The following is a 26,101-nucleotide window of genomic DNA, read 5'->3' as shown; positions in this document are numbered from 1 at the left end:
GATGGGCTACCGACGGCACCGCCGTCGATGGGCTACTGCACCTGGTCGGGCGCCAGCAGCCCACCCAGCACCGGCGCCATGATCCGCACGATGTCCTCGTCGGACGCGGCCGCCAGGTCCGGGAACTGCAGCAGGTAGCGCTGGCTGGCGATGCCCATCAGCACGGCGCTCAGCAGGGCCGCCCGCAGCCGGGCGTCGGGGCCGTCGATGGTCGCCGCGACGGACGTGACGGCCTGATCGGTCACCTGGGTTCGTAGCAGCTCCAGCGCGTCCGGGCTGGTCATCGCGGTGCGCAGGAGGACCGCCATGGGGCCGTCGGGGTCGGCGGCCCAGGCGCCGAGCAGGCCGCGCAGGAAGTTCTGTGCGGTTTGCGCGGGATCGGCGGTGGTCAACTCGTCCACCGGGACGGTCCACTGCACCGCTTCGTGGAACAGGTCCTGCTTGCTGCCGAAGTGCTTGATCACCGACGCCTTGTCGACGCCGGACAATTCGGCGATGCCGCGGATGGTGGCCTTCTCGTAGCCGGCCTCGGCGAACACCTTTCGCGCGGCCAGCAGAATCCGCTGCCGCGTGCGCTGGCCCTTGCGCTCGGGAGTCGCTGCCGTCATGGCTCACATCCTCTCAGGGAACAAAAGTAAACGCGCGGTGCGTTATTCTGGCGAACATTCGACGAGGAGGAAAGATGATCGACTGGGACGGCGCCTACCGCGGTGAGGACGCGCCCGCATGGAACATCGGCGCGCCGCAACCCGAGTTCGCGGCATTGATCGACCGGGACGGAGCTGTCCGGGGCGAGGTACTCGATGCCGGCTGCGGATATGCCGAGCTCGCCCTGGCTCTCGCGGCGCGGGGCCACACCGTGCACGGCATCGACCTGACACCGACGGCCGTCGCGGCGGCGACCGCGGCCGCGGCCGAACGGGGTTTGCGCACAGCCACTTTCGAGCAGACGGACATCAGCGCGTTCACCGGGCACGACGGGCGGTTCGGCACCATCTTCGACAGCGGCCTGCTGCATGCCCTGCCCGCCGACCTGCGTGACGGCTACCTGCGGTCCGCTTATCGCGCGGCGGCGCCGGGTGCCGCGTTCTACATCCTGGCCTTCGGCACCGGCGCGTTCGGCGACCACGACGGCCCGGGACCCACCCAGTTCACGGAAGACGAACTGCGCCAGGTCGTCTCGCGGCACTGGCAGGTCGAGAGCATCCGGCCCGCACAGCTGCAGGCCGGCACGGGCGCGGACACCGTCCAGCTGTCCGGCCACCTCGTCGTCGCCCGGAAGGCGTGAGCATGACGTTCACCGCGGCCGAGCGGGATTTCCTGCGGACGCAACCCATCGGCCGGCTCAGCACCATCGGACCGGGCGGCCAGCCGCAGATTCGGCCGGTCGGAGTGCACCTCGGCCCCGGTGGGACCATCGATATCGTCGGCCACGCCCTCGCCTCGACACAGAAGTGGCGCAACGTGATCGCCGCTCCGAAGGTGGCGTTCATCGTCGACGAGGTGCGCTCGGTGACGCCACCGCGGGCGCAGGGTGTCGAGGTCAGGGGCACGGCGCAGGCCCTGCCAGGAGCGGGTCGCACGGACGGCGGCCTCACCGGCGACGTCATCCGGATCACGCCCACCCGGATCGTCGCGTGGGGCATCGACGGCGAGGGTACGCGGGCCCGGAACGTCTAGGCGGCGCTGTCGGCGGGCTTGGCGGACTCCGGCTGCTCGGCCTGTTCGGGTGCATGCGCCAGCGAATACCACGCTGCCACAGCGCATCCCGTCGCCAGGATGACGTGCAGCCAGGAGTACATGCCGTGCGATCCGTCGGGTTTGAAGATCACCATGATCCAGGTCGAGAACCCGGCGATCGCGGCGACGGCCGACCGGCTCTGCGCCAGTGCCGAGACGATCGCCAGCGGCCAGGTGTAGTACCACGGCAGCGCGGCAGGGACGAACAGCACCACGACCGCCATCACCAGCGCGATGCCGATCAGGGCTTCGCGGTCGGTGTGCCGGAATCGCCACCACAACAAGGGAAGTGAGATCGCGATGATCGCGATGCCGATGATCCGGGTGACGTCCAGCACGGCGTAGAAACTGACAGTGGTGAACAGCCCGCCGATGGCGTGGATCAGGTTGGCCACCGCCGTCGGGATGGTCAGCCAGTTGACGATCTTCACCGAGCCGGCCAGTGCCGTCAGCCAGCCGAGCCCGACGCCTGCGGCCACCGTCACCACGGCGAACACCACGGTGAAGATCGCCCCCGATGCCGCGGTCGCCACCAGCCACGCGCGGACCTGACCCCACGGGTGCCGTTCGCGCAACTGGCGCATCCAGACCCACACCATGAACGGAAGTGCCAGTCCCGCGGTGGCTTTCACCGCCACCGCGAGGGCGATCACGCTGACGCCGGCAATGGGATGCCGTTCGAAGGTCAGCGCGATGGCGGCCATCATCAGACCGACCATCAGCATCTCGTTGTGGACGCCGCCCATCAGATGGATGATCACCAGCGGGTTGAGGACGCAAATCCACAGGGCGGCAGCACCGTTGGCGCCGACGTGCCGGGCGACGCGGGGCGCCGCCCAGATCAGCATGACCAGGCCGGGCAGCATGCACAGCCGCAGCAGCATGGTGCCCTCGACCACGTGGTCGCCGACGATCATGGTGACGAACTTGGCCACCAGGATGAAAGCCGGTCCATACGGTGCGGTGGTGGTGGTCCAGATCGGACTCACGTTGTCCAGCAGCGAGTTCGGGTTGTCGACCGGCCCGACCAGATAGGGGTCCAACCCGTCGCGCAGCAGCGCGCCCTGCGCCAGGTAGGAGTACGTGTCGCGGCTGAACACCGGCACGCTCAGCAGCAGCGGCGCCAGCCAGAAACCGGTCGTCGCGATCATCGTGTAATCGGTCGCGGTCCGATCCACGACGCGCCGGCCCAGCGCCAACCAGGCGATCAGCATGAGTGCCACGCCGGTCCACAGCAGGATCGACGACAGCACCAGCCCGTGGCCGAACCGGAACCAGGACAGGTGCATCGACTCGAGCAGGGGATCGTGCTGCCGGGTGCTCCCTGCGCCCAGACCGCCGAGGGCGATCAGGACGGCGCCGGCGAAGCCGAGTAGCGCGGGCCGGCCCTCGTCGGATCGTCCGAAGGCGGTGAGCCGGGCCAGCGCCCCGGGCGCCGTGGTCGAGGTCGACATGCCTACGCGGACCGGTTTGACGCGCGCCGGGCGAGTTCGGTGAGTCCGGCCTTGGCACCCTCGTCGATGGGGGCCGCGGCGAGGGCGTCCAGTCCGCGTTGGGTGAGCAGCGTGATGCGCTGTTCGACAGCGCCCAGTGCGCCGACGGCCTCGATCACGCCGCAGAGTTCGCCGACCTGGCCGTCGGTCAGATCGGTGCCGATCAGGTCACGCAGCAGGGTCGCCGCGGCGGGGTCGGAGGTCTCGGCCAGTTCCACGGCCTCGGCCAGTAGCACGGTGCGCTTGCCCGAGCGCAGGTCGTCACCCGACGGCTTGCCGGTGACGGCCGGGTCGCCGAACACCCCGAGTACGTCGTCGCGCAGCTGGAACGCGATGCCCAGGTCGGTGCCGACCGCGTGGAAGATCTTCTGCACGTCGGGCCGGTCGGCGGCGGCCGCGGCGCCCAGCTGCAACGGCCGGGTCACGGTGTAGGACGCGGTCTTGTAGAGGTTCACGTTCATGGCCGAGGCCACGGTTTCGGCGCCACTGGACTCGGCGACGATGTCGAGGTACTGACCGCCGAGGACCTCGGTGCGGATGTGTGCCCACACCTCGTTGACGCGCCGGCGCGCGTCGGCCGACAGGTCGGCGTTCGCGACGATGTCGTCGGCCCAGGACAGGGCCAGGTCGCCGAGCAGGATTGCCGCGGACAGCCCGAACTGCTCGGACGACCCACGCCAGCCCTGCCGGCGGTGCCGCTCGGCGAACAGCCGGTGCACGGTCGGCAGGCCGCGCCGGGTCGCCGAACAGTCGATGACGTCGTCGTGGACCAGGGCACAGGCCTGCAGCAGCTCCAACGCGGAGAACAGGCGCAGTACCGCCGGGTCGGCCGGGTGGCCGGGGTCGGGGGCGACCGCGCGCCAGCCCCAGTAGGCGAAGGCCGGGCGGACGCGCTTGCCGCCGCGCAGGACGAACTCTTCGAGTGCTCCCGTCACATCGGCGTAGGCGTCGCCGATGTAGGCGCTGTCCCGCCGGCGCTCGGCGAGATAGTCGCGCAGTTGATCTGTGATGGCATTCGCCAGCTCGCCAGCCGACGGACCTGCGGCATCGACGCTCAGCGCGCGTCCCCTCTCCTGACCCCGAAATTGTGCATCCAGATTAGAGGGTGTCGGGTCAGCGGTCGGACGCAGTGACAAAGTCACTCGTCGGACACCGTGACAACGTCACCCATCGGACGGTGCGGCGGACTTGGGGGAGCGGTCACGGCTCCAGTAGGCGAGGCCGCCGATGACGCCGGCGATCGCGAAGGCCAGGACGGCCATCCAGATGGCGGCCGTGGTGAAGGAGCGCGCGCTCGGGTCGGTGTAGCGGGCCTGGGCCTTCATGGTGGTCACGATGCCGGGCTTGAGCTTCCACTGGACGATGTCGCTGGCCACCCGCTCGCCGTTGGTCGACGTGACGTCGCCGGGGAACGCCACCGACAGCGTGACGTCGGAGTCCGGGTCGCTCAGCGTCGTCAGGTCGACGCGGCCTTCGAGGATCACCAGGTCACCGGCGCGGCGCAGGGAGATGTCGGCACCGGCCGAGTCGCGGCTCAGGTTGGCCAGCTGCGGCACCTCGGAGAAGTTCAGGTCCGAGAACACCGCCTCGGAGCCGACGTAGTCGTCCTTGCGGTAGTCCGAGACCACGACCTTCTGCGCGAACGGCAGGTTGTTGGTCAGCTGCGGACCCTTGTCGTCCGCGTTCTTTGCCTTCGCGGCGGCCACGATCTGACCGGACACCCGGTCGTCGGGCGAGATGGTGAGCGAGGTGTGGACGCGCACGCAGCCGACGGCCAAGGGGAGCAGCATCAGAAACAGCAGCAAGGCACGCAGGTGGCGGCGGCGGTTCACGCCGTTATCGTGCCAGATGGGGGCGGCCACAGCGGCTCAGAGTGGCAGGGCCCGGCCGAGAATGGCGAACGGCCGTGGATCACCGGGGAAGAAGTAGCTGCGCATGACGTCGTGGAAATCGAGCCGGCGGTACAGCTTCCAGGCCCGGTTGTCTTCGCCGTGGATCTCCGGGGTGGACAGCAGGACGTGGGATTCGGTGGTGGTGGCGAGCAGTCGCCGGGTGAGCGCCTCGCCGAGTCCCTGCCCCTGGGCCCGCGGGTGGATGTGCAGCTCGGTGAGTTCGAAGTACCCGTTCATCAACTGTCCGATGCGCTCGCTGGGGGTGCCGACGTGGCGCAGGCCGGTCGCGACCTGTTGGTACCACCACTGATCGGGCGCACCGCGATACCCGTAGGCGACCCCCAGCATGGGTGCGGATCGGAGTGCCGCCTCCGGCGCCTCGTCGGCAGTGGGAACGTCGAACGCCGCGACTCCCGTCCAGCCTTCGCGGCGGGTGTGTTCCAGCCACATCGAGGCCCGCTGGCGTTCGGTGCCCCGCGGGTAGCGCATCGCGTCGACGTAGACGGACAGCGCGTCGTCGAGGCGGTGCTGCATGTCAGCCGGCGACAGATCGGTCAGGAGCGTCGCCACAGTAGTGAGCCTTTCGGTGCGGCAGGAACGTTGGTGTCGGGTTGCTGAACAGGCGCTGTCGCCCGGCCGACGTCCCAGTCTTACAATTCGGGAGTCTGAAGTATGTGGTACGTGTCTGTGTGACCTCGTATCATGACTGTTAGGTATCCGTGACCACGGGTGCAGACGTCAGGAGCCGCTGCCGGCAGCGGTGTGAGTTGGGAGGCGCGGATGCCACTCTCCGATCATGAGCAGCGCATGCTCGACCAGATCGAGAGTGCGTTGTACGCCGAGGACCCGAAGTTCGCTTCGAGCGTCCGGGGCGGCACGCTGCACGCGCCGTCGGCGCGACGTCGACTGCAGGGCGCGGGGCTGTTCGTCCTGGGTCTGGCATTGCTGGTGCTGGGTGTGGCCTTTCGGATCCTGTGGATCAACCAGCTGCCGATCCTGAGCGTCATCGGTTTCGTGGTGATGTTTGCCGGTGCCGTTTTCGCGGTGACCGGGCCCCGGGTGCTCTCGAAGGAGAAGTCGGCACAGTCGGGCGGCAAGTCCAAGCGAGCCCGGGCCGGCAACTCGTTCACCAACCGCATGGAAGACCGGTTCCGTCGCAGGTTCGACGAATAGACGCTGACGCGTGACGCAGGGGTAGCCGATTCGGCTGCCCCTGTTTTTATTTGTTGACGCGTCCGGCGACGGTGTGACGAGCGACACGCCGATTCGGTAGCGAAATTTGCCGGCGACGACGCGCGCCGCAATTTCTCAGGGGCTGCGCTCCGCGGCTCCCCACAACGCCCCACCAATCTCCCGCACGGCCCTCCAGCTGGGGTTTCAGCGGTCTTCCAGGCGGTTTGCTGCCATCCTCCACTCCTCATTTCTCGTGATTGCTGCGTCAGGTGGGGCAGATAAGGCGATTTTTAGACTTGAGATGGAGAGAAGTGGGGGATTGTGGGGTAATGTGGCGGACGTCGGAGAGACCGGACTCCGGAGTGGTGGGAGGTGCCTGATGTTCCTGGGTACCTACACGCCGAAGCTCGACGACAAGGGGCGACTGACGTTGCCCGCCAAGTTCCGCGATGCACTGGCAGGAGGGTTGATGGTCGCCAAAAGTCCAGATCACAGCCTCGCCGTGTACCCGAGGGTCGAGTTCGAGGCCGAGATCGCCCGCCGCGTGGCGAGCACTCCCCGGAACGATCCCGCCGCTCGTGCCGACCTGCGCGTTTTCGCCGCGGGCGCCGACGAGCAGCATCCCGACGCTCAGGGCCGCATCACCCTGTCGGCCGATCACCGTCGCTACGCGAGCCTGACCAAGGAGTGCGTCGTGATCGGTGCGGTGGACTACCTCGAAATCTGGGATGCCGCGGCCTGGCAGGCCTACCAAGAAACTCACGAAGAGAACTTCTCCGCGGCAAGCGATGAAGCGCTCGGCAGCACCCTTTGACCTGCAGGCCCGTGCAGCGTGGCCTCTGCCCGAACCGGCCCTGGCGTACTTCCCCAACGTCAGGTTCGCGAACTCGGACAGAGACCTCGCTGCAGGGGCCGCACAAATCCACCAGCTGAAGCCTTTTGGGGGTGTTGCGTTGACCGATCGCCGTCCGCACATTCCGGTGCTGCTGGACCGCTGCGTCGAACTGTTGGCCCCGGCACTCACCCGCAACGGCGCCGACGGTGCCGGCGCCGTCATGATCGACGCGACACTGGGCGCCGGTGGCCACTCCGAAGCCTTCCTCACGCGGTTCCCGGCTGTGACGCTCATCGGCCTCGACCGCGACCAGACCGCGCTGCGGCTGGCGTCCGAGCGCCTCGCGCCGTTCGGTGACCGGGTGCACCTGGTGCACACCCCGTACGACGGCATCGACGAGGCACTGACCCAATCCGGTTACCGCCCAGGTGAATTGGACGCCATCCTGTTCGACCTCGGGGTGTCCTCGATGCAGCTCGACCAGGCGGAGCGCGGTTTCGCGTACGCGCAGGACGCGCCGCTGGACATGCGCATGGACCAGACCTCGGGCCTGACCGCGGCCGACATCCTGAACACCTACGACGCCAGGGCGCTCACCCGCGTGCTGCGGGAGTACGGCGAGGAGAAGTTCGCCTCGCGCATCGCCGGCGCGATCGTCCGGGAGCGCGCCCGCCGGCCGTTCACCACGACGACCGAGCTGGTCGAACTGCTCTACGCGGTGATCCCGGCCCCGGCCCGTCGTACCGGTGGGCATCCGGCCAAGCGGACGTTCCAGGCGCTGCGCACCGAGGTCAACGGTGAGCTGGACTGCCTGCGGGCGGCCATCCCCGCCGCGCTGGACGCGCTGCGCCCCGGCGGCCGGATCGCGGTCGAGGCGTATCAGTCGCTGGAAGACCGGATCGTCAAGGGGTACTTCACCGATGCCATCGCATCGCGTAGCCCGGAGGGTCTGCCCGTGGAGCTGCCCGGCTACGAGCCGCTCTTCACCTCGTTGACCCGCGGCGCCGAGCGGGCCGATGAACACGAACTCGAATCGAATCCGCGTAGCGCGTCCGTTCGCCTGCGCGCACTGGAAAAAGTTGTCACAAGGGGAGGTCTGTGATGGCAAAGCGGCCAGCACCGGTACGCGGCGGCAGTGCTCGACGGGACTCCGACCCCGATCCGCGCCGCCGCACCACGCGTCGCGACGGTGACGACGTGGCGTCGCGTCGCGAGGGCGGCAAGCGGGAAGCCAAGCGCGACAACAAGGCTGACGCCCGCGTCAAGCGCGGAAAGCGTGACGTCCGGCCGCAGCGGTCCAAGCCCACCGGTGCCGGTCCGCAGACCACACCGTTCGCCCGGCCGACGGCGGCGCCGTCGCGTCCCAAGAGCGCCTCGCAGGCCAAGGCCCGGGCCAAGGCTCGGAAGGCCAAGGCACCCAAGGTTATTCGTACCCCGCTGCGGGAGCGGCTGCTGATCCGTATTGCCGAGATGGATCTGAACCCGCGGCATCTCATCGCGCGGGTGCCGTTCGTCGTCCTGATCATCGGGGCACTGGGCATGGGCCTCGGCGTCACGCTGTGGTTGTCGACCTCCGCGGCCGAACGGTCGTACGAGCTGGGCCGTGCCAAGGAGATCAATCAGGCTCTGCAGCAACAGAAAGAGGCCCTCGAGCGGGACGTGCTGGTCGCGCAGGCCGCGCCGGCCCTGGCCGACGCGGCGCGCAACCTCGGCATGATCCCGTCGCGCGACACCGCGCACCTGGTGCAGGACCCCACCGGTAACTGGCTGCTGGTCGGCAGTCCGAAGCCGGCGCAGGGCGTACCGCCACCACCGCTCAACACGCCACTGCCCGAGGCGGCTCCGCCCGCCCCGCGGCCCGCCGCAGCCCCGGCTGCTGCGCCGGCCCCGGCACCCGCCGCCGCGCCCGCGCCGTCTCCGGCCGGTGTGCCGGCTCCGGTTTCTCCCGTTCCGGGCGCTGTTCCGGCCCCGGCCGCGGCGCCGGCACCCGTCGTGGTCGACCCGCGCGAGCAGGTCGTGCACGCCCCGGCGCCCGCGGCTCCGGTGCTCCCGGTCCCGGCGCCCGCCCTCGCGGCGCCCGTACCGGCGGCTCCGGCGCTCCCGGTGCCCGGACAGGGCACGCTGCCCGGCCCGGCGCTGCAGCCTGAGGCCGCGCTTCCGGCCCCGGTCGCACAGGCTCCGCTGCCCGTCCCGGCCCCGGTCGCACAGGCTCCGCTGCCCGTCCCGGCCCCGGCTGTGCCGGCCCCGGTCCCGGCTCAGTTGCCGGCGCAGCCCGCCCCCGGCCTTCCCGCATGAGCGGCGCGCGACCCCGCAAGCCCGGCGCCGCGCGGACGGACGCGCCGCGCAAGCGCCCAGCCGCCAAACCGCGCACCGCGCAACCACATTCGGCCCATGACCGGCGCACCCGCGAAGCCGTCGTGCCCGAGGGCCGCACCGGCTCCTTCGGGTTCCGTCACAAACTCGGCAACATCATCATCGCGCTGGTGCTGCTGACGGCGGCCGTGCAGCTGTTCTTCCTGCAGGGCCCCCGGGCCGCCGGCCTGCGCGCCGAGGCGGCCAGCCAGCTCAAGGTCACCGACGTGCAGAAGGCGGTGCGCGGCAGCATCGTCGACCGCAACAGCGCCAAGCTGGCGTTCACCATCGAGGCCCGCGCCCTGACCTTCCAGCCCAACCGGATCCGCCAGCAGCTGACCGAGGCGAAGGCCAAGACCCCGGCGGCGCCGGACCCGGACAAGCGGCTCAACGAGATCGCCGTCGGCGTGGCCGGCCTGCTGAACAACAAGCCCGACGCCGCGACCCTGGCCAAGAAGATCACCGGCCGGGACTCGTTCGTGTACCTCGCGCGGGCGGTCGATCCGGCGATCTCCGACGCGATCACCAAGAAGTACCCCGAGGTCGGCGCCGAGCGTCAGGACATCCGGCAGTACCCCGGTGGCTCGCTCGCCGCGAACGTCGTCGGCGACATCGGCTGGGACGGCCACGGCCTGCTCGGCCTCGAAGACTCCTTCGACGCAAAGCTTTCCGGCACCGACGGTTCGGTCACCTACGACCGCGGTTCGGACGGTGTGGTGATCCCCGGCAGCTACCGGGACCGGCACGACGCCATCAACGGCGCCACCATCCAGCTCACGCTCGACAACGACATCCAGTACTACGTCCAGCAGCAGGTGCAGCAGGCCAAGGACATGTCCGGCGCGCACGACGTCTCGGCGGTGGTCCTGGATTCGAAGACCGGCGAGATTCTCGCCATGACGAACGACAACACCTTCGACCCGGCGCAGGAACTGAGCCGGCAGGACGACAAGCAGATGGGCAACCTGCCTGCGACGTCGCCGTTCGAGCCGGGCTCGGTGAACAAGATCGTCACCGCGGCGTCGGTCATCGAGTTCGGGCTCTCGAATCCCGATGAGGTGCTGCAGGTTCCGGGCAGTTACAACATGGGTGGCGTCACCATCCGCGACGCCTGGGGCCACGGCACCGACCCGTACACCACCACTGGCGTCTTCGGGAAGTCCTCGAACATCGGCACCCTGATGCTGGCCCAGCGGGTCGGCCCGGAACGTTTTGCGGACATGCTGACGAAGTTCGGCCTCGGCCAGCGCACGGGTTCGGGCCTGCCGGGTGAGAGCGCGGGCCTGGTTCCGCCGATCGATCAGTGGTCGGGCAGCTCCTTCGCGAACCTGCCGATCGGACAGGGCCTTTCGATGACGCTGCTCCAGATGACGGGCATGTACCAGGCCATCGCGAATGACGGCCTGCGCATCCCGCCGCGCATCGTCAAGTCGATCGTCTCGGCCGACGGCGCGCACCAGGACCAGGCGGCGCCCGAAGGCGTTCAGGTCGTGTCGCCGCAGACCGCGGCGACGCTGCGCAACATGTTCCGCGCGACGCTCCAGCGTGACCCGCGCGGCACCCAGCAGGGCACCGGCTGGCCGGGCGCGGTCGAGGGCTACCAGATGGCCGGCAAGACCGGTACCGCCCAGCAGATCAACCCGGCATGTGGCTGCTACTACGACGACGACCACTACTGGATCACCTTCGCCGGCATGGCCCCTTCGGACGACCCGCGCTACGTCGTCGGGATCATGGCCAACAACCCGCAACGCAACGCGGACGGCTCGCCGGGCCACTCCATGGCACAGCTCTTCCACAACATCGCGGCATGGCTGATGCAGCGGGAGAACGTGCCGCTGTCGCCGGACCCCGGTCCGCCGTTGGTCCTGCAGGCCACCTGACGGGCGGGAGACCCGTGTCCGGCCCGGTACTGTGTCATGGCCATGTCTTCGCCTACCTTGCGCCCCGCTGATCCTGTCGGAGCCGCGCTGGGCTCGTTGGCCGACCACGTCGGCGCAGCGCAGCCGTCCGAGGTGCAGGCCCGGGAGCTGCGGGTCACCGGTGTCACGCTGAGCAGCCGCGACGTCGTCGCCGGTGATCTGTTCGCGGCGCTGCCGGGATCGGCCGCTCATGGTGCGCGGTTCGCCGCCGACGCCGTCGCGGCCGGCGCCGCCGCCGTGCTGACCGACCACGAGGGCCTGGAGCTTCTCGACGTGGATGTGCCCGTACTCGTGCACCCCGACCCGCGGGCGGTTCTGGGCGAGGTCGCCGCCGAAATCTACGGCCGGCCCTCGGAGCGGGTGCGCGTCATCGGTGTCACCGGGACCTCCGGCAAGACCACGACCACCTATCTGGTGGAAGCGGGGCTGCGCGCCGCCGGGCGGGTGGCCGGGCTGATCGGCACCGTCGGCATCCGGATCGACGGCCGCGACCTGCCGAGTTCCCTGACCACCCCCGAAGCGCCGGCGCTGCAGGCGCTGCTGGCCACCATGGTCGAGCGCGGTGTCGACACCGTCGTCATGGAGGTGTCCAGCCATGCGTTGGCGCTGGGCCGGGTGGACGCCCTGCGGTTCGCCGCCGGCGGTTTCACCAACCTGTCGCGCGACCATCTGGACTTCCATCCGACGATGGAGGACTACCTGGACGCCAAAGCCCGGCTGTTCCAACCTGATTCGCCCAATCACGCGGAAGTGTCGGTCGTCTGCGTGGACGACGACTGGGGCCGGAAAATGGCGGCTCGGGCCGTCGATCCGGTGACCGTCAGCACCACCGGCGACGCCGACTGGACTGTCACCGACGTCGAAGCAGACCGTGGTGGTCAGCAGTTCACCGCCGTCGGGCCCGACGGCGCCCGGCACGCGCTGCGGATCGGCCTGCCCGGTGGCTACAACGTCGCCAACGCGCTGCTGGCGGTGGCACTGCTCGACGCGGTGGGCGTCACTCCCGAACGGGCGGCACCCGGACTGGAGACCGCCACCGTGCCCGGCCGCCTGCAGCCCGTCGATCGCGGGCAGGACTTCCTGGCCCTCGTCGACTACGCGCACAAGCCCGGCGCCCTGGAGGCGGTGCTGCAGACGCTGCGCCCGCAGACCCAGGGCCGGCTGGCGGTGGTGTTCGGCGCCGGCGGCAACCGGGACGCCGGGAAACGCGAGCCGATGGGACGCATCGCCGCGGAACTTGCCGACCTGGTCGTGATCACCGACGACAACCCGCGCGACGAGGATCCCGATCTCATCCGGGCCACCATCGCGGCAGGTGCCGCCGATGGCCCGGCCGAGGTGGTGGTGATCGGTGACCGGCGCGCGGCCATCGACCACGCCGTCGCCTGGGCCCGCGCCGGGGACACCGTCCTGGTCGCGGGCAAGGGCCACGAGTCGGGCCAGACAAGCGCAGGCCATACCCGTCCCTTCGACGATCGTGATGAATTGGCCGCCGCGCTCGATGCCGCGGCCGGGAAAGCTGGGGAGTCACCCGCATGATCGACCTGACCCTGGCCGAGATCGCCGACATCGTCGGCGGCGAGCTGTCCGACATCACGCCCGAGGCTGCCGCCGCGACGCGTGTGACCGGAACCGTCGAATTCGACTCGCGGGCCGTCACCGCGGGCGGGCTGTTCCTGGCCCTGCCGGGCGCCCGGACCGACGGACATGACTTCGCCGCGGGTGCGGTGGCGGCGGGTGCTGTTGCGGTGCTGGCGGCGCGGCCCGTCGGCGTGCCGGCCATCGTCGTGAAACCGGTTGCCGGACAGGTTGATTCGGCTTCGGGTGCGCTGGAGCACGACACCGACGGCTCGGGTGCCGCAGTGCTGGCCGCCCTGGGCAAGCTGGCCCGCGCGGTGGCCGACCGGCTGGCCGCCGGGGGCCTGCGGATCATCGGTGTCACCGGCTCGTCGGGCAAGACGTCGACCAAGGACCTGCTGGCAGCGGTGCTGGCACCGCTGGGTGACGTGATCGCGCCGCCGGGATCGTTCAACAACGAGCTCGGCCATCCGTGGACGGTGCTGCGGGCCACCGGTGACACCGACTTCCTGGTGCTGGAGATGTCCGCGCGGCACCCCGGCAACATCGCCGCGCTCGCCGCGATCGCGCCGCCGTCGATCGGTGTGGTGCTCAACGTCGGTACCGCCCACCTCGGCGAGTTCGGTTCGCGCGACGTCATCGCCGCGACGAAATCCGAGCTGCCACAAGCTGTTCCGGCGTCGGGTGTCGTCATCCTCAACGCCGACGACGGCGCCGTCGCGGCCATGGCGGAGACCACCGCGGCCCGCGTGGTGCGGGTATCGCGGTCGCCCGGCGCCGACCTGTGGGCCGGTGACGTCACCCTCGACGAGCTGGCCCGCCCGCGCTTCACGCTGCACGCGGGGGAGCAGCAGGTCGACGTCGCGCTGGCGGTGCACGGCGACCATCAGGTGTCGAACGCGCTGAGCGCCGCCGCGGTCGCACTGGAATGCGGCGCGACCCTGCAGCAGGTGGCCGACGCACTCGCCGGCGCCGGCCCCGTCTCGAAACACCGTATGCAGGTCACCACGCGGGCCGACGGCGTCGTCGTGGTGAACGACGCCTACAACGCCAACCCCGACTCGATGCGGGCGGGCCTCAAGGCACTGGCCTGGATGGCCAAGTCGGCGCGCGCCGAATCCGGCGTGCCGGTGCGTAGCTGGGCGGTGCTCGGCGAGATGGCCGAACTGGGTGACGATGCGATTGCCGAACATGACAGCATCGGTCGACTGGCCGTGCGTTTAGATGTGTCACGACTGGTTGTCGTCGGAACCGGGAGGACTATGGGCGCCATGCAACACGGCGCGGTGATGGAAGGTTCGTGGGGCAGCGAGGTATCGCCCGTCCCCGATGCCGAGGCCGCGCTTGATTTGCTGCGCGCCGAGCTGGAGCCCGGCGACGTCGTGCTGGTCAAGGCCTCGAACTCCGCGGGGCTCGGCGCGTTGGCCGAGGAGCTGGCGCGGGAGGGGCAGGCATGATCCAGATCCTGTTCGCCGTCGGTATCGCGCTCGCGGTATCGATCGTGCTGACGCCGGTGCTGATCCGGCTCTTCACCCGCCGGGGCTTCGGCCATGAGATTCGCGAGGACGGGCCCGCCAGCCACCAGAAGAAGCGCGGCACACCGTCGATGGGCGGTGTCGCGATCGTCACCGGCATCTGGTGCGGCTACCTCGGTACCCACCTGGTCGGGCTGCTGGTCGACGGCGAAGGGCCGTCGGCCTCGGGCCTGCTGGTGCTGGCGCTGGCGACGTCGCTGGGCGCCGTCGGCTTCATCGACGACCTGATCAAGCTCCGCCGGGCCCGCAACCTGGGTTTGAACAAGACCGCCAAGACGGTCGGTCAGCTGGTGTCGGCCGTCCTGTTCGGCGTGCTGGTGCTGCAGTTCCGCAACGGCTATGGGCTGACGCCGGGAAGCGCCGGTCTGTCGTATGTGCGCGAGATCGCGACGGTGACGCTCGGCCCGGTGCTGTTCGTACTGTTCATCGTGGTGCTGGTCAGCGCGTGGTCCAACGCGGTCAACTTCACCGACGGCCTGGACGGGCTGGCGGCCGGAGCCATGGCGATGGTCAGCGCGGCGTACGTCCTGATCACGTTCTGGCAGTACCGCAACGCGTGCGCCACCAGCCCGGGCCCGGGCTGCTACAACGTCCGGGACCCGCTGGACCTGGCGCTGGTCGCGGCCGCGACCGCGGGCGCCTGCATCGGTTTCCTCTGGTGGAACGCCGCGCCGGCCAAGATCTTCATGGGCGATACCGGCTCGCTGGCGCTCGGCGGCATCATCGCAGGGCTGTCGGTGACCAGCCGGACCGAGACGCTGGCCATCGTGCTCGGCGCCCTGTTCGTCGCTGAGGTGACCTCGGTGGTGGTCCAGATTCTGGCCTTCCGCACCACGGGGCGCCGGGTGTTCCGGATGGCGCCGTTCCATCATCATTTCGAGCTGGCCGGCTGGGCCGAGACCACGGTGATCATCAGGTTCTGGTTGCTCACCGCCATCGCCTGCGGCCTCGGGGTGGCACTGTTCTACAGCGAGTGGCTGTCGGCGGGTGGCCGTTAGACACGCGGCTCCCAGCCGACATTCAGCATTTGCGCGGTGGTGCTGGAGCCCGCTGTTAGGGTTCGCGCCATGAACGTCGAGAAATACCTGGTCGGACCCGTTGTCGTGCTGTCGGGCGCGGCGCTGATCGCCGGTTGCGGCGGTACGGACGGCAAGTCCGGGAGCGGCGGCCAGGTCGCGGCGAAGTACGACATCTCGAAGATCGGCGGCGCCAAGGGCAGCCTGCCGCCGGGTTACGACCCGATGGACCTGGAGGCGGACACCGTCACCCAGGAGAAGCTCGATGCGCCCGGTGTCGGCGCGCTCACCACCACGCCGCCGTCGGTCGTCACTCCCGCCGAGTGTGCGTCGCTGCTCAAGCCGCTCGCGCCAGCTGGCGTCGGAGCCAAGACCGCGGGCTTCATCGGCAGCAACCAGGAGGGCCACACCGTCATCGTGATGGCGGCCGAGGCGGCCGGCACCGTCGGCGAACTGGGCCACGCGGGCTGCGACCACATCACCGTCGACTCGACCGACGGCGTCACCGCGACCGTCGACCGCGTCCCCGGCCCCGACATCGCGGGCGCAAAGACCATGGGCGTGCAGGCGCACATCACCGCAAACGGCAAGCCCACCGAGGAAACGACCTACACCGCCGTCCTGGGCGACAAGACCGTGGCCGTCGTCCAGGCCGACGTCGACCCCCAGGTCGCCAAAGACCTCCTCGTCAAGGCGGTTGCGGCGATCAAGAGCTGACTGCTCGCGCGGGAGTGTCCTGCGCCGCGCCGCGAACGTAACGAGGTGGCGGCAGCACGGCCCGATTTTCGCCGTGCGGTTGCATTCGCGTCGGGCCGCCGCTGAGTGTGGGCCCTCGGCCCACTGTCAACGAGGTGCGGCGGTCACTCGTGGCCATGTGACGACTGACTCCTGGCAAATCGCCCCATTCCGGCGACACGCGCCGGATGTGCCGCGCCCCGCGGGCGCGACAGGGGAGGATTTTGGGATGCAAGGGACAGTTGTGGTTTTTGTGACCAATGTGAACGACGAGGTCGGGTAGTCACATGCCGGACATCCTTGCAAAGCTCCGTCGGGGCAAAGCCGGTCCGGAAGGCCCGCAGGCCCCGGACGAGACGAACCCGAGCGCCACCGAGGACGGTGGCAAAGACACGGGCAAAAACGCGGCCGCGGAGTCGGCCACGAAGTTCACACCACCCAAGCGGCAGGGCCCCCGGGCCCGGTTCGGGGCCTGGCTGAGCCGGCCGATGACGTCGTTCCACCTGGTCATCGCGTGCGCGGCACTGCTGATCACGCTGGGCCTGACGATGGTGCTCTCGGCCTCGGGCGTGCACTCGTACGACGAGGACGGCTCGCCGTGGACGATCTTCGCCAAGCAGGTGCTGTGGACGATCATCGGCCTGTTCGCGTTCTACATCGCGCTGCGGGTGCCGATCTCGTTCATCCGCCGGCTGGCGCTGCCGGCCTTCGTCGTCAGCCTCGTGCTGATCGCCCTGGTGCTGATCCCGGGCATCGGCCACCTGTCCAACGGTGCCCGCGGCTGGTTCGTCGTCGCCGGTTTCTCCATGCAGCCGTCCGAGCTGACCAAGATCGCGTTCGCGATCTGGGGTTCCCACCTGCTCGCGACCCGTCGCATGGAACACGCCGGGCTCAAAGAACTGCTGTTCCCATTGCTGCCCGCGGCGGTGCTGGCCCTCGGCCTGATCGTCGCCGAGCCCGACCTCGGCCAGACCGTCTCGGTCGGCATCGTCCTGCTGGGTCTGCTCTGGTACGCCGGCCTGTCGCTGAAGATCTTCGCCACCTCGCTGGTGGCCGCGATCGCCGCGGCCGCCATGCTCGCGGTGTCCGCCGGTTACCGTTCCGACCGCGTGCGCGCCTGGCTGGATCCGGACTCCGATCTGCTGGGTATCGGTTACCAGTCACGCCAGGCCAAGTACGCACTCGCCAACGGGGGCATGTTCGGCGACGGGCTGGGGCAGGGCACCGCGAAGTTCAACTACCTGCCCAACGCGCACAACGACTTCATCTTCGCGATCATCGGCGAGGAACTCGGTTTCATCGGCGCGGCGGGCCTGCTGGCGCTGTTCGGCCTGTTCGCCTACACCGGTATGCGCATCGCCCGCAGGTCGGTCGATCCGTTCCTGCGGCTGCTGACCGCCACCACGACGCTGTGGGTGGTCGGCCAGGTGTTCATCAACGTCGGTTACGTGCTCGGCCTCCTGCCGGTCACGGGCATCCAGCTGCCGCTCATCTCCGCCGGTGGAACAGCAACGGCCACAACGCTTCTCCTGATCGGCCTGATCGCCAATGCGGCACGTCACGAGCCCGAGGCGGTGGCCGCGCTGCGGGCGGGCCGCGACGACCGCATGAACCGGATCCTGCGGCTGCCGCCGCCGGTACCGTACTCGCCGACCACCCTGGACTCGGCCCGGGACCGGCTGCGCGGCCGGGGCGACAAGGCCGGCGACAAGCCGGTGCGCAAGCCCGCGGCCCGGCAGACCAAACCCGCCAAGCCGGCAAAGCCCACCAGGTCCGCGCGGCCCACCCGGCAGGCCACCAGGCAGGAACCCCCGGCCCGGCAGCGCCGGACCGACGCCCCGAGGCGCACGCGACGTACCGAGGAACCGGACCGGCGGCCGGACCGCGCCCGCAGTAAGCGTGGCAATCCCGTACCGGCCGACGGTGCCGGACGGCGTGCAAGGCAAAATGGTGACCTCAAGGGTCAACAAAGACGTGACCCGCGCCGGTCGGACCCAGGGGTCCGCACATTGGAAGGTCAGCGGTACGGGTGAGTCAGGATTGGGTGTGAGTTCGGGCCCAGGCGAGCGGAGCGACGGGGAAGCGCACCGAGGTGAGCGGGGAACTCGCGGCATCTCGGTGGTGCTGGCCGGAGGTGGCACCGCGGGCCACATCGAACCCGCGATGGCGGTCGCCGACGCGCTGGTGGCGCTGCGGCCCGACGTCCGGATCACGGCCCTCGGCACGGCCCGCGGACTGGAGACCCGACTGGTCCCCGAACGTGGCTACGACCTCGAGCTGATCACCCCGGTTCCGTTGCCGCGCAAGCCTTCTGCTGACCTCGCCCGGCTGCCGCTGCGGGTTCGGGCCGCGGTCCGCGAGACCCGTGACATCCTCGACGCCGTCCAGGCCGACGTCGTCGTGGGATTCGGCGGCTACGTCTCACTGCCCGCCTACCTCGCCGCGCGCGGCGGGGGACTGCGCCGCCGCCGCGCCGTCCCGGTCGTGGTGCACGAGGCCAACGCCAGCGCGGGCTGGGCAAACAAGGTCGGTGCCCGCTCGGCGTGCCGCGTGCTGGCCGCGGTGCCGGATTCGGGGCTCAAGGGCGGCGAGGTCGTCGGGATCCCGGTGCGCGAGTCGATCACCTCACTCGACCGGGTCGCGCTGCGCGCGGAGGCCCGCAGGTTCTTCGGGTTCGCCGACGACGCCCGCGTGCTCCTGGTGTTCGGTGGATCCCAGGGCGCGCAGTCGCTGAACCGCGCCGTCTCCGGCGCGGCCGAAAACCTGGCGGCGCAAGGTGTTTCGGTGCTGCACGCCTACGGTCGCAAGAACACCCTCGAACTGCCCGACCCGGCGCCGGGTGCCCCGCCGTACGTCGGTGTGCCGTACCTCGACCGCATGGATCTGGCCTACGCGGCAGCCGATCTGGCCATCTGCCGGTCCGGCGCCATGACGGTCGCCGAGGTCAGCGCGGTCGGTCTGCCCGCGGTCTACGTGCCACTGCCGATCGGCAACGGCGAGCAACGACTCAACGCACTACCGGTGGTCGACGCCGGCGGCGGCCTGCTGGTCGACGACGCCGAGTTGACCCCGGACTTCGTCACCGAACGGATCGGAACTTTGATGCGCGACACCGCCGCACTGGATCAGATGACGACGGCGGCCGCGCTGGCCGGCCATCGCGACGCGGCCCGGCGGGTGGCGCAGATCGCTCTCGACGTGGCAGCAGGTGTCCGATGACGGCGCGCGAGCTGCCGCCCGGGCTGGCCCGGGTGCACATGGTCGGTATCGGCGGTGCCGGGATGTCCGGTATCGCCCGGATCCTGCTGGACCGCGGCGGCCAGGTGTCCGGCTCGGACGCCAAGGAATCCCGTGGTGTCGCGGCGCTGCGGGCGCGCGGGGCCGAAATCCGGATCGGGCACGACGCGTCGTCGCTGGACATGCTGCCGGGCGGGCCGACCGTCGTGGTCAGCACGCACGCCGCCATCCCCAAGGACAACCCCGAGCTGGTGGAGGCCCGGCGGCGCGGCATCCCGGTGATCATGCGCCCGGTCGTGCTCGCCAAACTGATGGACGGCTACCGCTCGGTGCTGGTGACCGGCACGCACGGCAAGACCACGACGACCTCGATGGTCATCGTGGCGTTGCAGCACAGCGGTTTCGACCCGTCGTTCGCCGTCGGCGGCGACCTCGGCGAGGCCGGCACCAACGCGCACCACGGCAGCGGTGACTGTTTTGTCGCCGAGGCCGACGAGAGTGACGGTTCGCTGCTCGAATACACCCCCGACGTGGCGGTGGTGACAAACATCGAGGCCGACCACCTGGACCATTTCGGCAGCGTCGAGGCCTACACCGCGGTGTTCGACGACTTCGTGGCCCGGCTGCGTCCCGGTGGCGCGCTGGTGGTGTGCGCCGACGATCCGGGTGCCGAAGCACTGGCCCAGCGGTCGGCGGAGCGCGGCGTTCGGGTACTGCGGTACGGCATGGGCGGTGGGCAGCGCATCGATCTGGAGGCGACGCTGCTGAACTGGCAGCAACAGGGCACCGGTGGGGTGGCGGCCATCCAACTGGCGGGCGAGCCGCACCGCCGCGGCATGCGGTTGTCGGTGCCGGGCAAGCACATGGCGCTCAACGCCCTGGCCGCGCTGTTGGCGGCCCGGGAGGTCGGCGCCGATCCGGAGGCCGTGCTCGACGGGCTCACCGGGTTCGAAGGCGTGCGGCGCCGCTTCGAGGCGGTCGGAACCGCTTACGGCGTCCGGGTTTTCGACGACTACGCGCACCATCCCACCGAGGTACGGGCGACCCTTGAGGCGTTGCGGGCGGTGGCCGGCACGTCCCGGTCCATCGTCGTGTTCCAGCCCCACTTGTATTCGCGGACACAGACTTTCGCGAAAGAGTTCGGCCAGGCCCTGGACCGTGCCGACGAGGTGTTCGTCCTGGACGTCTATGCCGCGCGAGAGGTCCCCCTGGCCGGTGTCAGCGGTGCGAGCATCGTCGAGCACGTCTCGGCGCCGGTGCATTACGTGCCGGACTTCTCCGCGGTGGCCGAGCAGGTGGCTGCCAAGGCCGGCCCCGGCGACGTCATCGTCACCATGGGCGCCGGCGACGTCACGCTGTTGGGCCGCGAGATCCTGACCGCACTGGAGGTCAAGGCCGACCGCGCCGCCCCGGGACGGCCCACGCCGTGACAGCCGAGGACGGCTCGGGGGAGCCGGCTGCCGAACCTGTTGTGGCGCAGGGCGATACGGTGCAGGGTGAGACGGCGGACGACGGTGCGCCGGAGGGTATCGAGCCGGACACCGCGGGCGCGGAGCCCGCAGCCGAGACGGCGCCGGACGCCGCGTCGGCCGATCCCGCGTCACCCGACTACGAGGGGCCCCGTCGCCGCGCCCGGCGCGAGCGCGAGGAACGCCGCGTCGCACTGGAGCGGGCCAGGGCTCTCGAGCAGGCGCGTCAGGAGGCCCGGCGCCGTGCGGCGGGCCTGTCGGAGCAGCCCAAGGCGCCCACGCGGGGCGTCATCCGCGGGCTGAAGCTGTTGCTGTGGTCGGCGGTGACGGCCGTCGTCGCCGTCGCACTGGGTCTGGTGCTGTACTTCACGCCGATCATGGCGGTCCGCCACACGGTGGTCACCGGCCTGGCGACCCTCACCGAGGACGAGGTGAACGCGGCGGCCGCGGTCAAACCGGAAACGCCACTGCTGCAGGTCAATACGGACGCGGTGGCCGAACGGGTCGCCACGATCCGGCGGGTGGCCAGCGCCCGGGTACAGCGCGAGTACCCGTCCACCCTGCGGATCACGGTGCTGGAGCGCGTCCCGGTGGCGGCCAAGGAGTACCCGGACGGCCCGCACCTGTTCGACCGCGACGGCGTGGATTTCGCGACCGAGCCGCCGCCGCAGGGACTGCCGTACCTGGATGCCGACAATCCCGGCCCGAAGGATCCGGCGACCCTGGCGGCCCTCGAGGTCCTGTTGTCGCTGCGTCCCGAGGTGTTCAGCCAGGTCGCACGTGTCGGGGCGCCATCGGTCGCCGGTGTCACGCTCACGCTGAACGACGGTCGCGAGGTCATCTGGGGAACCACGGACCGCACCGAGGAGAAGGCGCTCAAGCTCGGTGCGCTGCTGACGCAGCCGGGGCACACCTATGACGTGTCCAGTCCCGACCTGCCCACTGTGAAGTAGCTCATCGTTCGCGTCGCCTCGCGCGCCCCGCCCAAGAAAAATCGCGTGAACTCTCGGCGCGCCTGCACGGCTGCGGCGCGGCCGCCCCCTACCGTTCTGTTTGCGCGGAACAACTTGACATAACTCTAACCCTATGGTTGAGGTTTAGGGTTTTGATTCGAGAAGTTTTGCTCCGGACAAGACAAGCCAGGGAGGAAGACGTCAGATGACACCCCCGCATAACTACCTCGCCGTCATCAAGGTGATCGGTGTCGGCGGCGGCGGCGTCAACGCCGTCAACCGCATGATCGAACAGGGCCTGCGTGGCGTCGAGTTCATCGCGATCAACACCGATGCACAGGCGCTGCTGCTCAGTGAGGCGGACGTCAAGCTCGACGTCGGCCGTGATTCGACCCGTGGCCTGGGCGCCGGCGCCGACCCCGAGGTCGGCCGCAAGGCTGCCGAGGACGCCAAGGACGAGATCGAAGAGCTGCTGCGCGGCGCCGACATGGTGTTCGTCACCGCCGGCGAGGGTGGTGGCACCGGTACAGGTGGCGCGCCCGTCGTCGCCTCCATCGCCCGCAAGCTCGGCGCGCTGACCGTCGGCGTCGTGACCCGCCCGTTCTCCTTCGAGGGCAAGCGCCGCTCGAACCAGGCCGAGACCGGCATCCAGGCGCTGCGCGAGAGCTGCGACACCCTGATCGTCATCCCCAACGACCGCCTGCTGCAGATGGGCGACGCCGCCGTCTCGCTGATGGACGCGTTCCGCAGCGCCGACGAGGTGCTGCTCAACGGTGTGCAGGGCATCACCGACCTGATCACGACCCCGGGTCTGATCAACGTCGACTTCGCCGACGTCAAGGGCGTCATGAGCAGCGCCGGCACGGCGTTGATGGGTATCGGTTCGGCCCGCGGTGACGGTCGCGCGCTCAAGGCAGCCGAGATCGCGATCAACTCGCCGCTGCTCGAGGCCTCGATGGACGGCGCCCAGGGCGTGCTGATGTCGGTGGCCGGTGGCAGTGACCTGGGTCTGTTCGAGATCAACGAGGCCGCGTCGCTGGTGCAGGATGCCGCGCACCCCGAGGCCAACATCATCTTCGGAACCGTCATCGACGATTCGCTGGGCGACGAGGTCCGGGTCACGGTCATCGCGGCCGGGTTCGACACCGCCGGCCAGAGCCGCAAGCCCGTCACCTCGGCGGTGCCGGGTGCGACGGCGACGGCGACGCCGGCTGCCGGTGGTGCGCACCGCGCACAGACCTTCGGGGCGGCGAGCGCGGGCAAGCTCGGCGCCTTCAACGCCGACCCGGGCAGCGTCCCGGCGGCGACCAACGGTGTGACGGTGAGCGTCGGCGGCCGTGGCGACGACGATGACGACGTCGACGTGCCGCCGTTCATGAAGCACTGACGATGTCCGAGTGGCGCGGATACGCCGGATAAAATTTGTCATCGTGACGTTCCGTATCCGCAGAGTGACTACGACGCGTGCGGGCGGGGTCTCCAAGGCCCCGTTCGACACGTTCAACCTGGGTGACCACGTCGGCGACGAGCCAAAGGCCGTGGCGGCCAACCGGACTCGGCTGGCCGAGGCCATCGGGCACGGCCCGCTGGTGTGGATGAACCAGGTGCACGGTGACCATGTCGAAGTTGTCGAGGGCCCTGGAACTGGAGCCGGGGGAGCCTACGACAACACCGACGCCCTGGTCACCGCGACGCCGCGGCTTCCGCTCGCGGTGATCACGGCCGACTGCGTGCCGGTGCTGTTGGGTGATCCACGCGCTGGTGTGGTGGGCGCGGTGCATGCCGGACGGGTCGGCGCGCAGATGGGCGTGGTGCTGCGCACGGTCGAGGCGATGCAGAAGCTCGGCGCGCAGGTGCAGGACATCTCGGTGCTTCTCGGTCCGGCGGTCAGCGGACGCAACTATGAGGTGCCCTACGAGATGGCCGACGACGTCGAGGCGGTGCTGCCGGGCAGCATCACCACCACCGCCCGCGGCACCGTGGGTCTCGACTTGCGGGCCGGTATCGCCAAGCAGTTGGCGGGGGTGGGGATCAAGGCCATCGACATCGACCCGCGCTGCACGGTCGATGATCCGAATCTGTTCAGTCACCGACGCGGCGCCCCGACCGGGCGGCTGGCGTCGGTGGTGTGGATGGAATGACCAGCGCGCCGCGCGAGGCCGAATTGGCCGCGTCGCTGGCCCGGATTCAGGCGCGGATCGACGCTGCCGCGGCAGCCGCCGGCCGGGATCGGGCCGACATCGAATTTCTTCCGGTCACCAAATTCTTTCCGGCGAGTGATGTTGTTGCACTGTTCGGATTGGGCTGTCGGGCATTCGGCGAATCGCGCGAGCAGGAAGCTGCGGGCAAAGTCGCCGAGGTGTCGGCCGCGTTGTCGGACAAGAAATTGATCACAGCGCCCCGCGAATTGTTGGATGCGTCATCGAACATAGAGTCGAACAATGCAATTCGGTGGCACATGATCGGCCGAATTCAACGCAACAAAGCGCGCGCCGTGGCGCGCTGGGCGGCGGTGGCGCATTCGGTCGACACCGGGCCGTTGATCACCGCGCTGTCCCGCGGCGCGATCGAAGCGCTGGATCAAGGCCGCAGGTCCGAGCCGTTGCAGGTGTATATCCAGGTCAGTCTCGACGGGGATCCGGCCCGCGGCGGTGTGCCGGTGGACCGGCCTGATCTGGTCGACGAACTGTGCGCGGCCGCGCACGCCGCCCCGGGTCTGGGTCTGGCGGGCCTGATGGCCATCCCGCCGCTGGCCGGCGAGGCCGAGGCGGAGTTTGCGCGGCTGGAGGCTGAATTGCTCAGGGTCCAAACGCAATACCCGCACCAGCTGGGGTTGTCGGCGGGCATGTCGAATGACCTGGAAGTTGCGGTGCGACACGGGTCAACGTGTGTGCGTGTCGGTACCGCGCTTATGGGACCGCGTCCTCTAACGTCACCATGAGTAGTCACTCCAGTCACACTTACATCACAGTCACCAAACACCACATTCTTAGCTAGGGGCATCCGATGAGCACACTGCACAAGGTCAAGGCCTACTTCGGTATGGCGCCAATGGACGACTATGACGACGAGTACTACGACGACGAAGACCGTCCGGCTCGCGAGTACGCGCCGCCGCGTCGCCCCCGCGACGAGCGCTTCGAGGACGAGGGCTACGGCCGTGGCGAGCCTCGCGGCTACGACGACCGCATGGGCCGCGAATACGAAAGTGCCCCAATGGGTTACCGCGGTGGCTACGACGAGATGCCGGCCCGCGGCCCGCGCGAGTTCGAGCGTCCGCGCTTCAACACCCTGCGTGGGGCCACCCGTGGCGCCGTGGCGATGGAGCCCCGCCGCATGGCCGAGCTGTTCGAGGCCGGCAGCGCGCTGGCCAAGATCACGACCCTGCGTCCCAAGGACTACAGCGAGGCCCGCACCATCGGTGAGCGCTTCCGCGACGGCACCCCGGTGATCATGGATCTGGTGTCGATGGACAACGCCGACGCCAAGCGCCTCGTGGACTTCGCCGCCGGCCTGGCCTTCGCGCTGCGTGGCTCGTTCGACAAGGTCGCCACCAAGGTCTTCCTGCTGTCGCCGGCCGATGTCGACGTCAGCGCCGAAGAGCGTCGCCGGATCGCCGAGGCGGGCTTCTACAGCTACCAGTAGCACTACTGGTATCACCGAATAGCTCCACGCAAGACCCCTTCGGCCCCCGGCCGGAGGGGTCTGCGTTAGGTAGGCTCGCTCTCAAGCGCCGACATCAGTCGGCGCTTTTCCCGCGCTAGTGAGGTCTGTTGCATTGACCCTGTTCTTCGACATTCTGGGTTTTGCGCTCTTCGTCTTCTGGCTGCTGCTGATCGCCCGTGTGGTGGTGGAGTTCATCCGTGGGTTCAGCCGCGACTGGCAGCCGAGGGGACTGACCGTGGTGATCCTCGAAGCGATCATGACGGTGACCGATCCTCCGGTGAAGCTGTTGCGGCGCTTGATCCCGCCGCTGACCATCGGGCCGGTCCGGGTCGACCTGTCCATCGTGGTGCTGCTCATGGTGGTGTTCATCGGCATGCGGCTGTCTTTCGATCAGGTCGGGGCCTGACCGCGCGGTTCCCCTGACCTGCAGAAGCGCATTAATTACATTTATGTGATTAATGCGCTTCTTTCGTTTTGGTCAATTCGTGCCGAGCGTGCGGCAAGC

The 26,101-nt window shown here is 69.6% G+C and carries 25 protein-coding genes; 20 read left to right on the top strand and 5 right to left on the bottom strand.

Features of this window, described 5'->3' with window-relative positions:
- Positions 1 to 32: 32 nt before the first annotated feature.
- A complete protein-coding gene (locus QRN63_RS13270) occupies positions 33 to 608 on the bottom strand; it encodes a TetR/AcrR family transcriptional regulator (protein ID WP_285031212.1) in 576 nt (191 codons plus the stop codon).
- 74 nt (positions 609 to 682) lie between these two features.
- On the opposite strand from QRN63_RS13270, the gene QRN63_RS13265 reads away from it, so the two are divergent.
- Positions 683 to 1,288 carry a class I SAM-dependent methyltransferase gene (locus QRN63_RS13265; RefSeq protein ID WP_285031211.1) on the top strand — a complete coding sequence of 202 codons (606 nt, stop codon included), beginning with the start codon at positions 683 to 685 and terminating at the stop codon, positions 1,286 to 1,288.
- 2 nt (positions 1,289 to 1,290) lie between these two features.
- On the top strand, positions 1,291 to 1,680 hold the full coding sequence (locus QRN63_RS13260) for a PPOX class F420-dependent oxidoreductase (protein ID WP_285031210.1): 390 nt from the start codon (positions 1,291 to 1,293) through the stop codon (positions 1,678 to 1,680).
- Here QRN63_RS13260 and QRN63_RS13255 read toward each other — a convergent pair.
- From QRN63_RS13255 to QRN63_RS13240, 4 genes are all read right to left on the bottom strand, one after another.
- Positions 1,677 to 3,194: an alpha-(1->6)-mannopyranosyltransferase A gene (locus tag QRN63_RS13255; RefSeq protein WP_267316724.1), complete on the bottom strand. Its 1,518-nt coding sequence runs from the start codon at positions 3,192 to 3,194 to the stop codon at positions 1,677 to 1,679. The two genes, QRN63_RS13260 and QRN63_RS13255, sit on opposite strands and share 4 nt — an antisense overlap.
- Before the next feature lie 2 nt (positions 3,195 to 3,196).
- A complete protein-coding gene (gene idsA2, locus QRN63_RS13250) occupies positions 3,197 to 4,255 on the bottom strand; it encodes a bifunctional (2E,6E)-farnesyl/geranyl diphosphate synthase (RefSeq protein WP_285031370.1) in 1,059 nt (352 codons plus the stop codon).
- Positions 4,256 to 4,396: 141 nt separating this feature from the next.
- Complete coding sequence (locus tag QRN63_RS13245) at positions 4,397 to 5,095, bottom strand: LppM family (lipo)protein (RefSeq protein WP_285031209.1); 699 nt, start codon at positions 5,093 to 5,095, stop codon at positions 4,397 to 4,399.
- A 6-nt stretch (positions 5,096 to 5,101) separates the two neighbouring features.
- On the bottom strand, positions 5,102 to 5,695 hold the full coding sequence (locus QRN63_RS13240; RefSeq protein ID WP_267316725.1) for a GNAT family N-acetyltransferase: 594 nt from the start codon (positions 5,693 to 5,695) through the stop codon (positions 5,102 to 5,104).
- Positions 5,696 to 5,905: 210 nt separating this feature from the next.
- Here QRN63_RS13240 and QRN63_RS13235 point away from each other — a divergent pair, with 210 nt between their 5' ends.
- The 18 genes from QRN63_RS13235 (at position 5,906) to QRN63_RS13150 (ending at position 26,002) form a co-directional block, all read left to right on the top strand.
- A complete protein-coding gene (locus QRN63_RS13235) occupies positions 5,906 to 6,298 on the top strand; it encodes an SCO2097 family morphological protein (RefSeq protein WP_267316726.1) in 393 nt (130 codons plus the stop codon).
- Between the two features lie 379 nt (positions 6,299 to 6,677).
- Entirely contained in the window at positions 6,678 to 7,112 is a 435-nt protein-coding gene (gene mraZ / locus QRN63_RS13230; RefSeq protein WP_267316727.1) for a division/cell wall cluster transcriptional repressor MraZ, read from the top strand.
- On the top strand, positions 7,087 to 8,235 hold the full coding sequence (gene rsmH / locus QRN63_RS13225) for a 16S rRNA (cytosine(1402)-N(4))-methyltransferase RsmH (protein ID WP_285031206.1): 1,149 nt from the start codon (positions 7,087 to 7,089) through the stop codon (positions 8,233 to 8,235). Before mraZ ends, rsmH begins: the two co-directional genes overlap by 26 nt.
- Positions 8,235 to 9,428 carry a cell division protein FtsL gene (gene ftsL, locus QRN63_RS13220; protein ID WP_285031205.1) on the top strand — a complete coding sequence of 398 codons (1,194 nt, stop codon included), beginning with the start codon at positions 8,235 to 8,237 and terminating at the stop codon, positions 9,426 to 9,428. The genes rsmH and ftsL overlap by 1 nt, the downstream gene beginning before the upstream one ends.
- A complete protein-coding gene (locus tag QRN63_RS13215; protein WP_267316729.1) occupies positions 9,425 to 11,368 on the top strand; it encodes a peptidoglycan D,D-transpeptidase FtsI family protein in 1,944 nt (647 codons plus the stop codon). Before ftsL ends, QRN63_RS13215 begins: the two co-directional genes overlap by 4 nt.
- Positions 11,369 to 11,404: 36 nt before the next feature.
- Positions 11,405 to 12,946: a UDP-N-acetylmuramoyl-L-alanyl-D-glutamate--2,6-diaminopimelate ligase gene (locus QRN63_RS13210; RefSeq protein WP_285031204.1), complete on the top strand. Its 1,542-nt coding sequence runs from the start codon at positions 11,405 to 11,407 to the stop codon at positions 12,944 to 12,946.
- Positions 12,943 to 14,442, top strand: coding sequence for a UDP-N-acetylmuramoyl-tripeptide--D-alanyl-D-alanine ligase (locus QRN63_RS13205; RefSeq protein ID WP_285031203.1), 1,500 nt, complete (start codon positions 12,943 to 12,945; stop codon positions 14,440 to 14,442). Before QRN63_RS13210 ends, QRN63_RS13205 begins: the two co-directional genes overlap by 4 nt.
- Positions 14,439 to 15,518: a phospho-N-acetylmuramoyl-pentapeptide-transferase gene (gene mraY / locus QRN63_RS13200; RefSeq protein ID WP_285031202.1), complete on the top strand. Its 1,080-nt coding sequence runs from the start codon at positions 14,439 to 14,441 to the stop codon at positions 15,516 to 15,518. The genes QRN63_RS13205 and mraY overlap by 4 nt, the downstream gene beginning before the upstream one ends.
- Positions 15,519 to 15,587: 69 nt before the next feature.
- Entirely contained in the window at positions 15,588 to 16,253 is a 666-nt protein-coding gene (locus tag QRN63_RS13195) for a DUF5642 family protein (RefSeq protein ID WP_285031201.1), read from the top strand.
- Positions 16,254 to 16,558: 305 nt separating this feature from the next.
- Positions 16,559 to 18,304 (top strand): putative lipid II flippase FtsW, encoded by a 1,746-nt coding sequence (gene ftsW, locus QRN63_RS13190; protein WP_285031200.1) that lies wholly within the window; start codon positions 16,559 to 16,561, stop codon positions 18,302 to 18,304.
- Positions 18,305 to 18,317: 13 nt separating this feature from the next.
- A complete protein-coding gene (gene murG / locus QRN63_RS13185) occupies positions 18,318 to 19,490 on the top strand; it encodes an undecaprenyldiphospho-muramoylpentapeptide beta-N-acetylglucosaminyltransferase (protein ID WP_502888126.1) in 1,173 nt (390 codons plus the stop codon).
- Positions 19,487 to 20,938 carry a UDP-N-acetylmuramate--L-alanine ligase gene (murC, locus tag QRN63_RS13180; RefSeq protein ID WP_285031199.1) on the top strand — a complete coding sequence of 484 codons (1,452 nt, stop codon included), beginning with the start codon at positions 19,487 to 19,489 and terminating at the stop codon, positions 20,936 to 20,938. The genes murG and murC overlap by 4 nt, the downstream gene beginning before the upstream one ends.
- Positions 20,935 to 21,930 (top strand): cell division protein FtsQ/DivIB, encoded by a 996-nt coding sequence (locus QRN63_RS13175; RefSeq protein WP_502888125.1) that lies wholly within the window; start codon positions 20,935 to 20,937, stop codon positions 21,928 to 21,930. The genes murC and QRN63_RS13175 overlap by 4 nt, the downstream gene beginning before the upstream one ends.
- A 205-nt stretch (positions 21,931 to 22,135) precedes the next feature.
- On the top strand, positions 22,136 to 23,317 hold the full coding sequence (gene ftsZ, locus QRN63_RS13170) for a cell division protein FtsZ (RefSeq protein ID WP_285031198.1): 1,182 nt from the start codon (positions 22,136 to 22,138) through the stop codon (positions 23,315 to 23,317).
- A 43-nt stretch (positions 23,318 to 23,360) separates the two neighbouring features.
- A complete protein-coding gene (pgeF, locus tag QRN63_RS13165) occupies positions 23,361 to 24,071 on the top strand; it encodes a peptidoglycan editing factor PgeF (protein ID WP_285031197.1) in 711 nt (236 codons plus the stop codon).
- Positions 24,068 to 24,871 carry a YggS family pyridoxal phosphate enzyme gene (locus QRN63_RS13160; RefSeq protein WP_285031195.1) on the top strand — a complete coding sequence of 268 codons (804 nt, stop codon included), beginning with the start codon at positions 24,068 to 24,070 and terminating at the stop codon, positions 24,869 to 24,871. Before pgeF ends, QRN63_RS13160 begins: the two co-directional genes overlap by 4 nt.
- Before the next feature lie 65 nt (positions 24,872 to 24,936).
- Positions 24,937 to 25,575: a cell division protein SepF gene (locus QRN63_RS13155; protein WP_267316739.1), complete on the top strand. Its 639-nt coding sequence runs from the start codon at positions 24,937 to 24,939 to the stop codon at positions 25,573 to 25,575.
- A gap of 133 nt (positions 25,576 to 25,708) precedes the next feature.
- Entirely contained in the window at positions 25,709 to 26,002 is a 294-nt protein-coding gene (locus QRN63_RS13150) for a YggT family protein (protein WP_020103629.1), read from the top strand.
- The last annotated feature ends 99 nt before the right edge of the window (positions 26,003 to 26,101 follow it).

It is taken from the genome of Mycolicibacterium sp. lyk4-40-TYG-92, assembly GCF_030209435.1.
Lineage (GTDB): Bacteria > Actinomycetota > Actinomycetes > Mycobacteriales > Mycobacteriaceae > Mycobacterium.
This window is presented reverse-complemented; position numbering and strand designations above follow the sequence as displayed.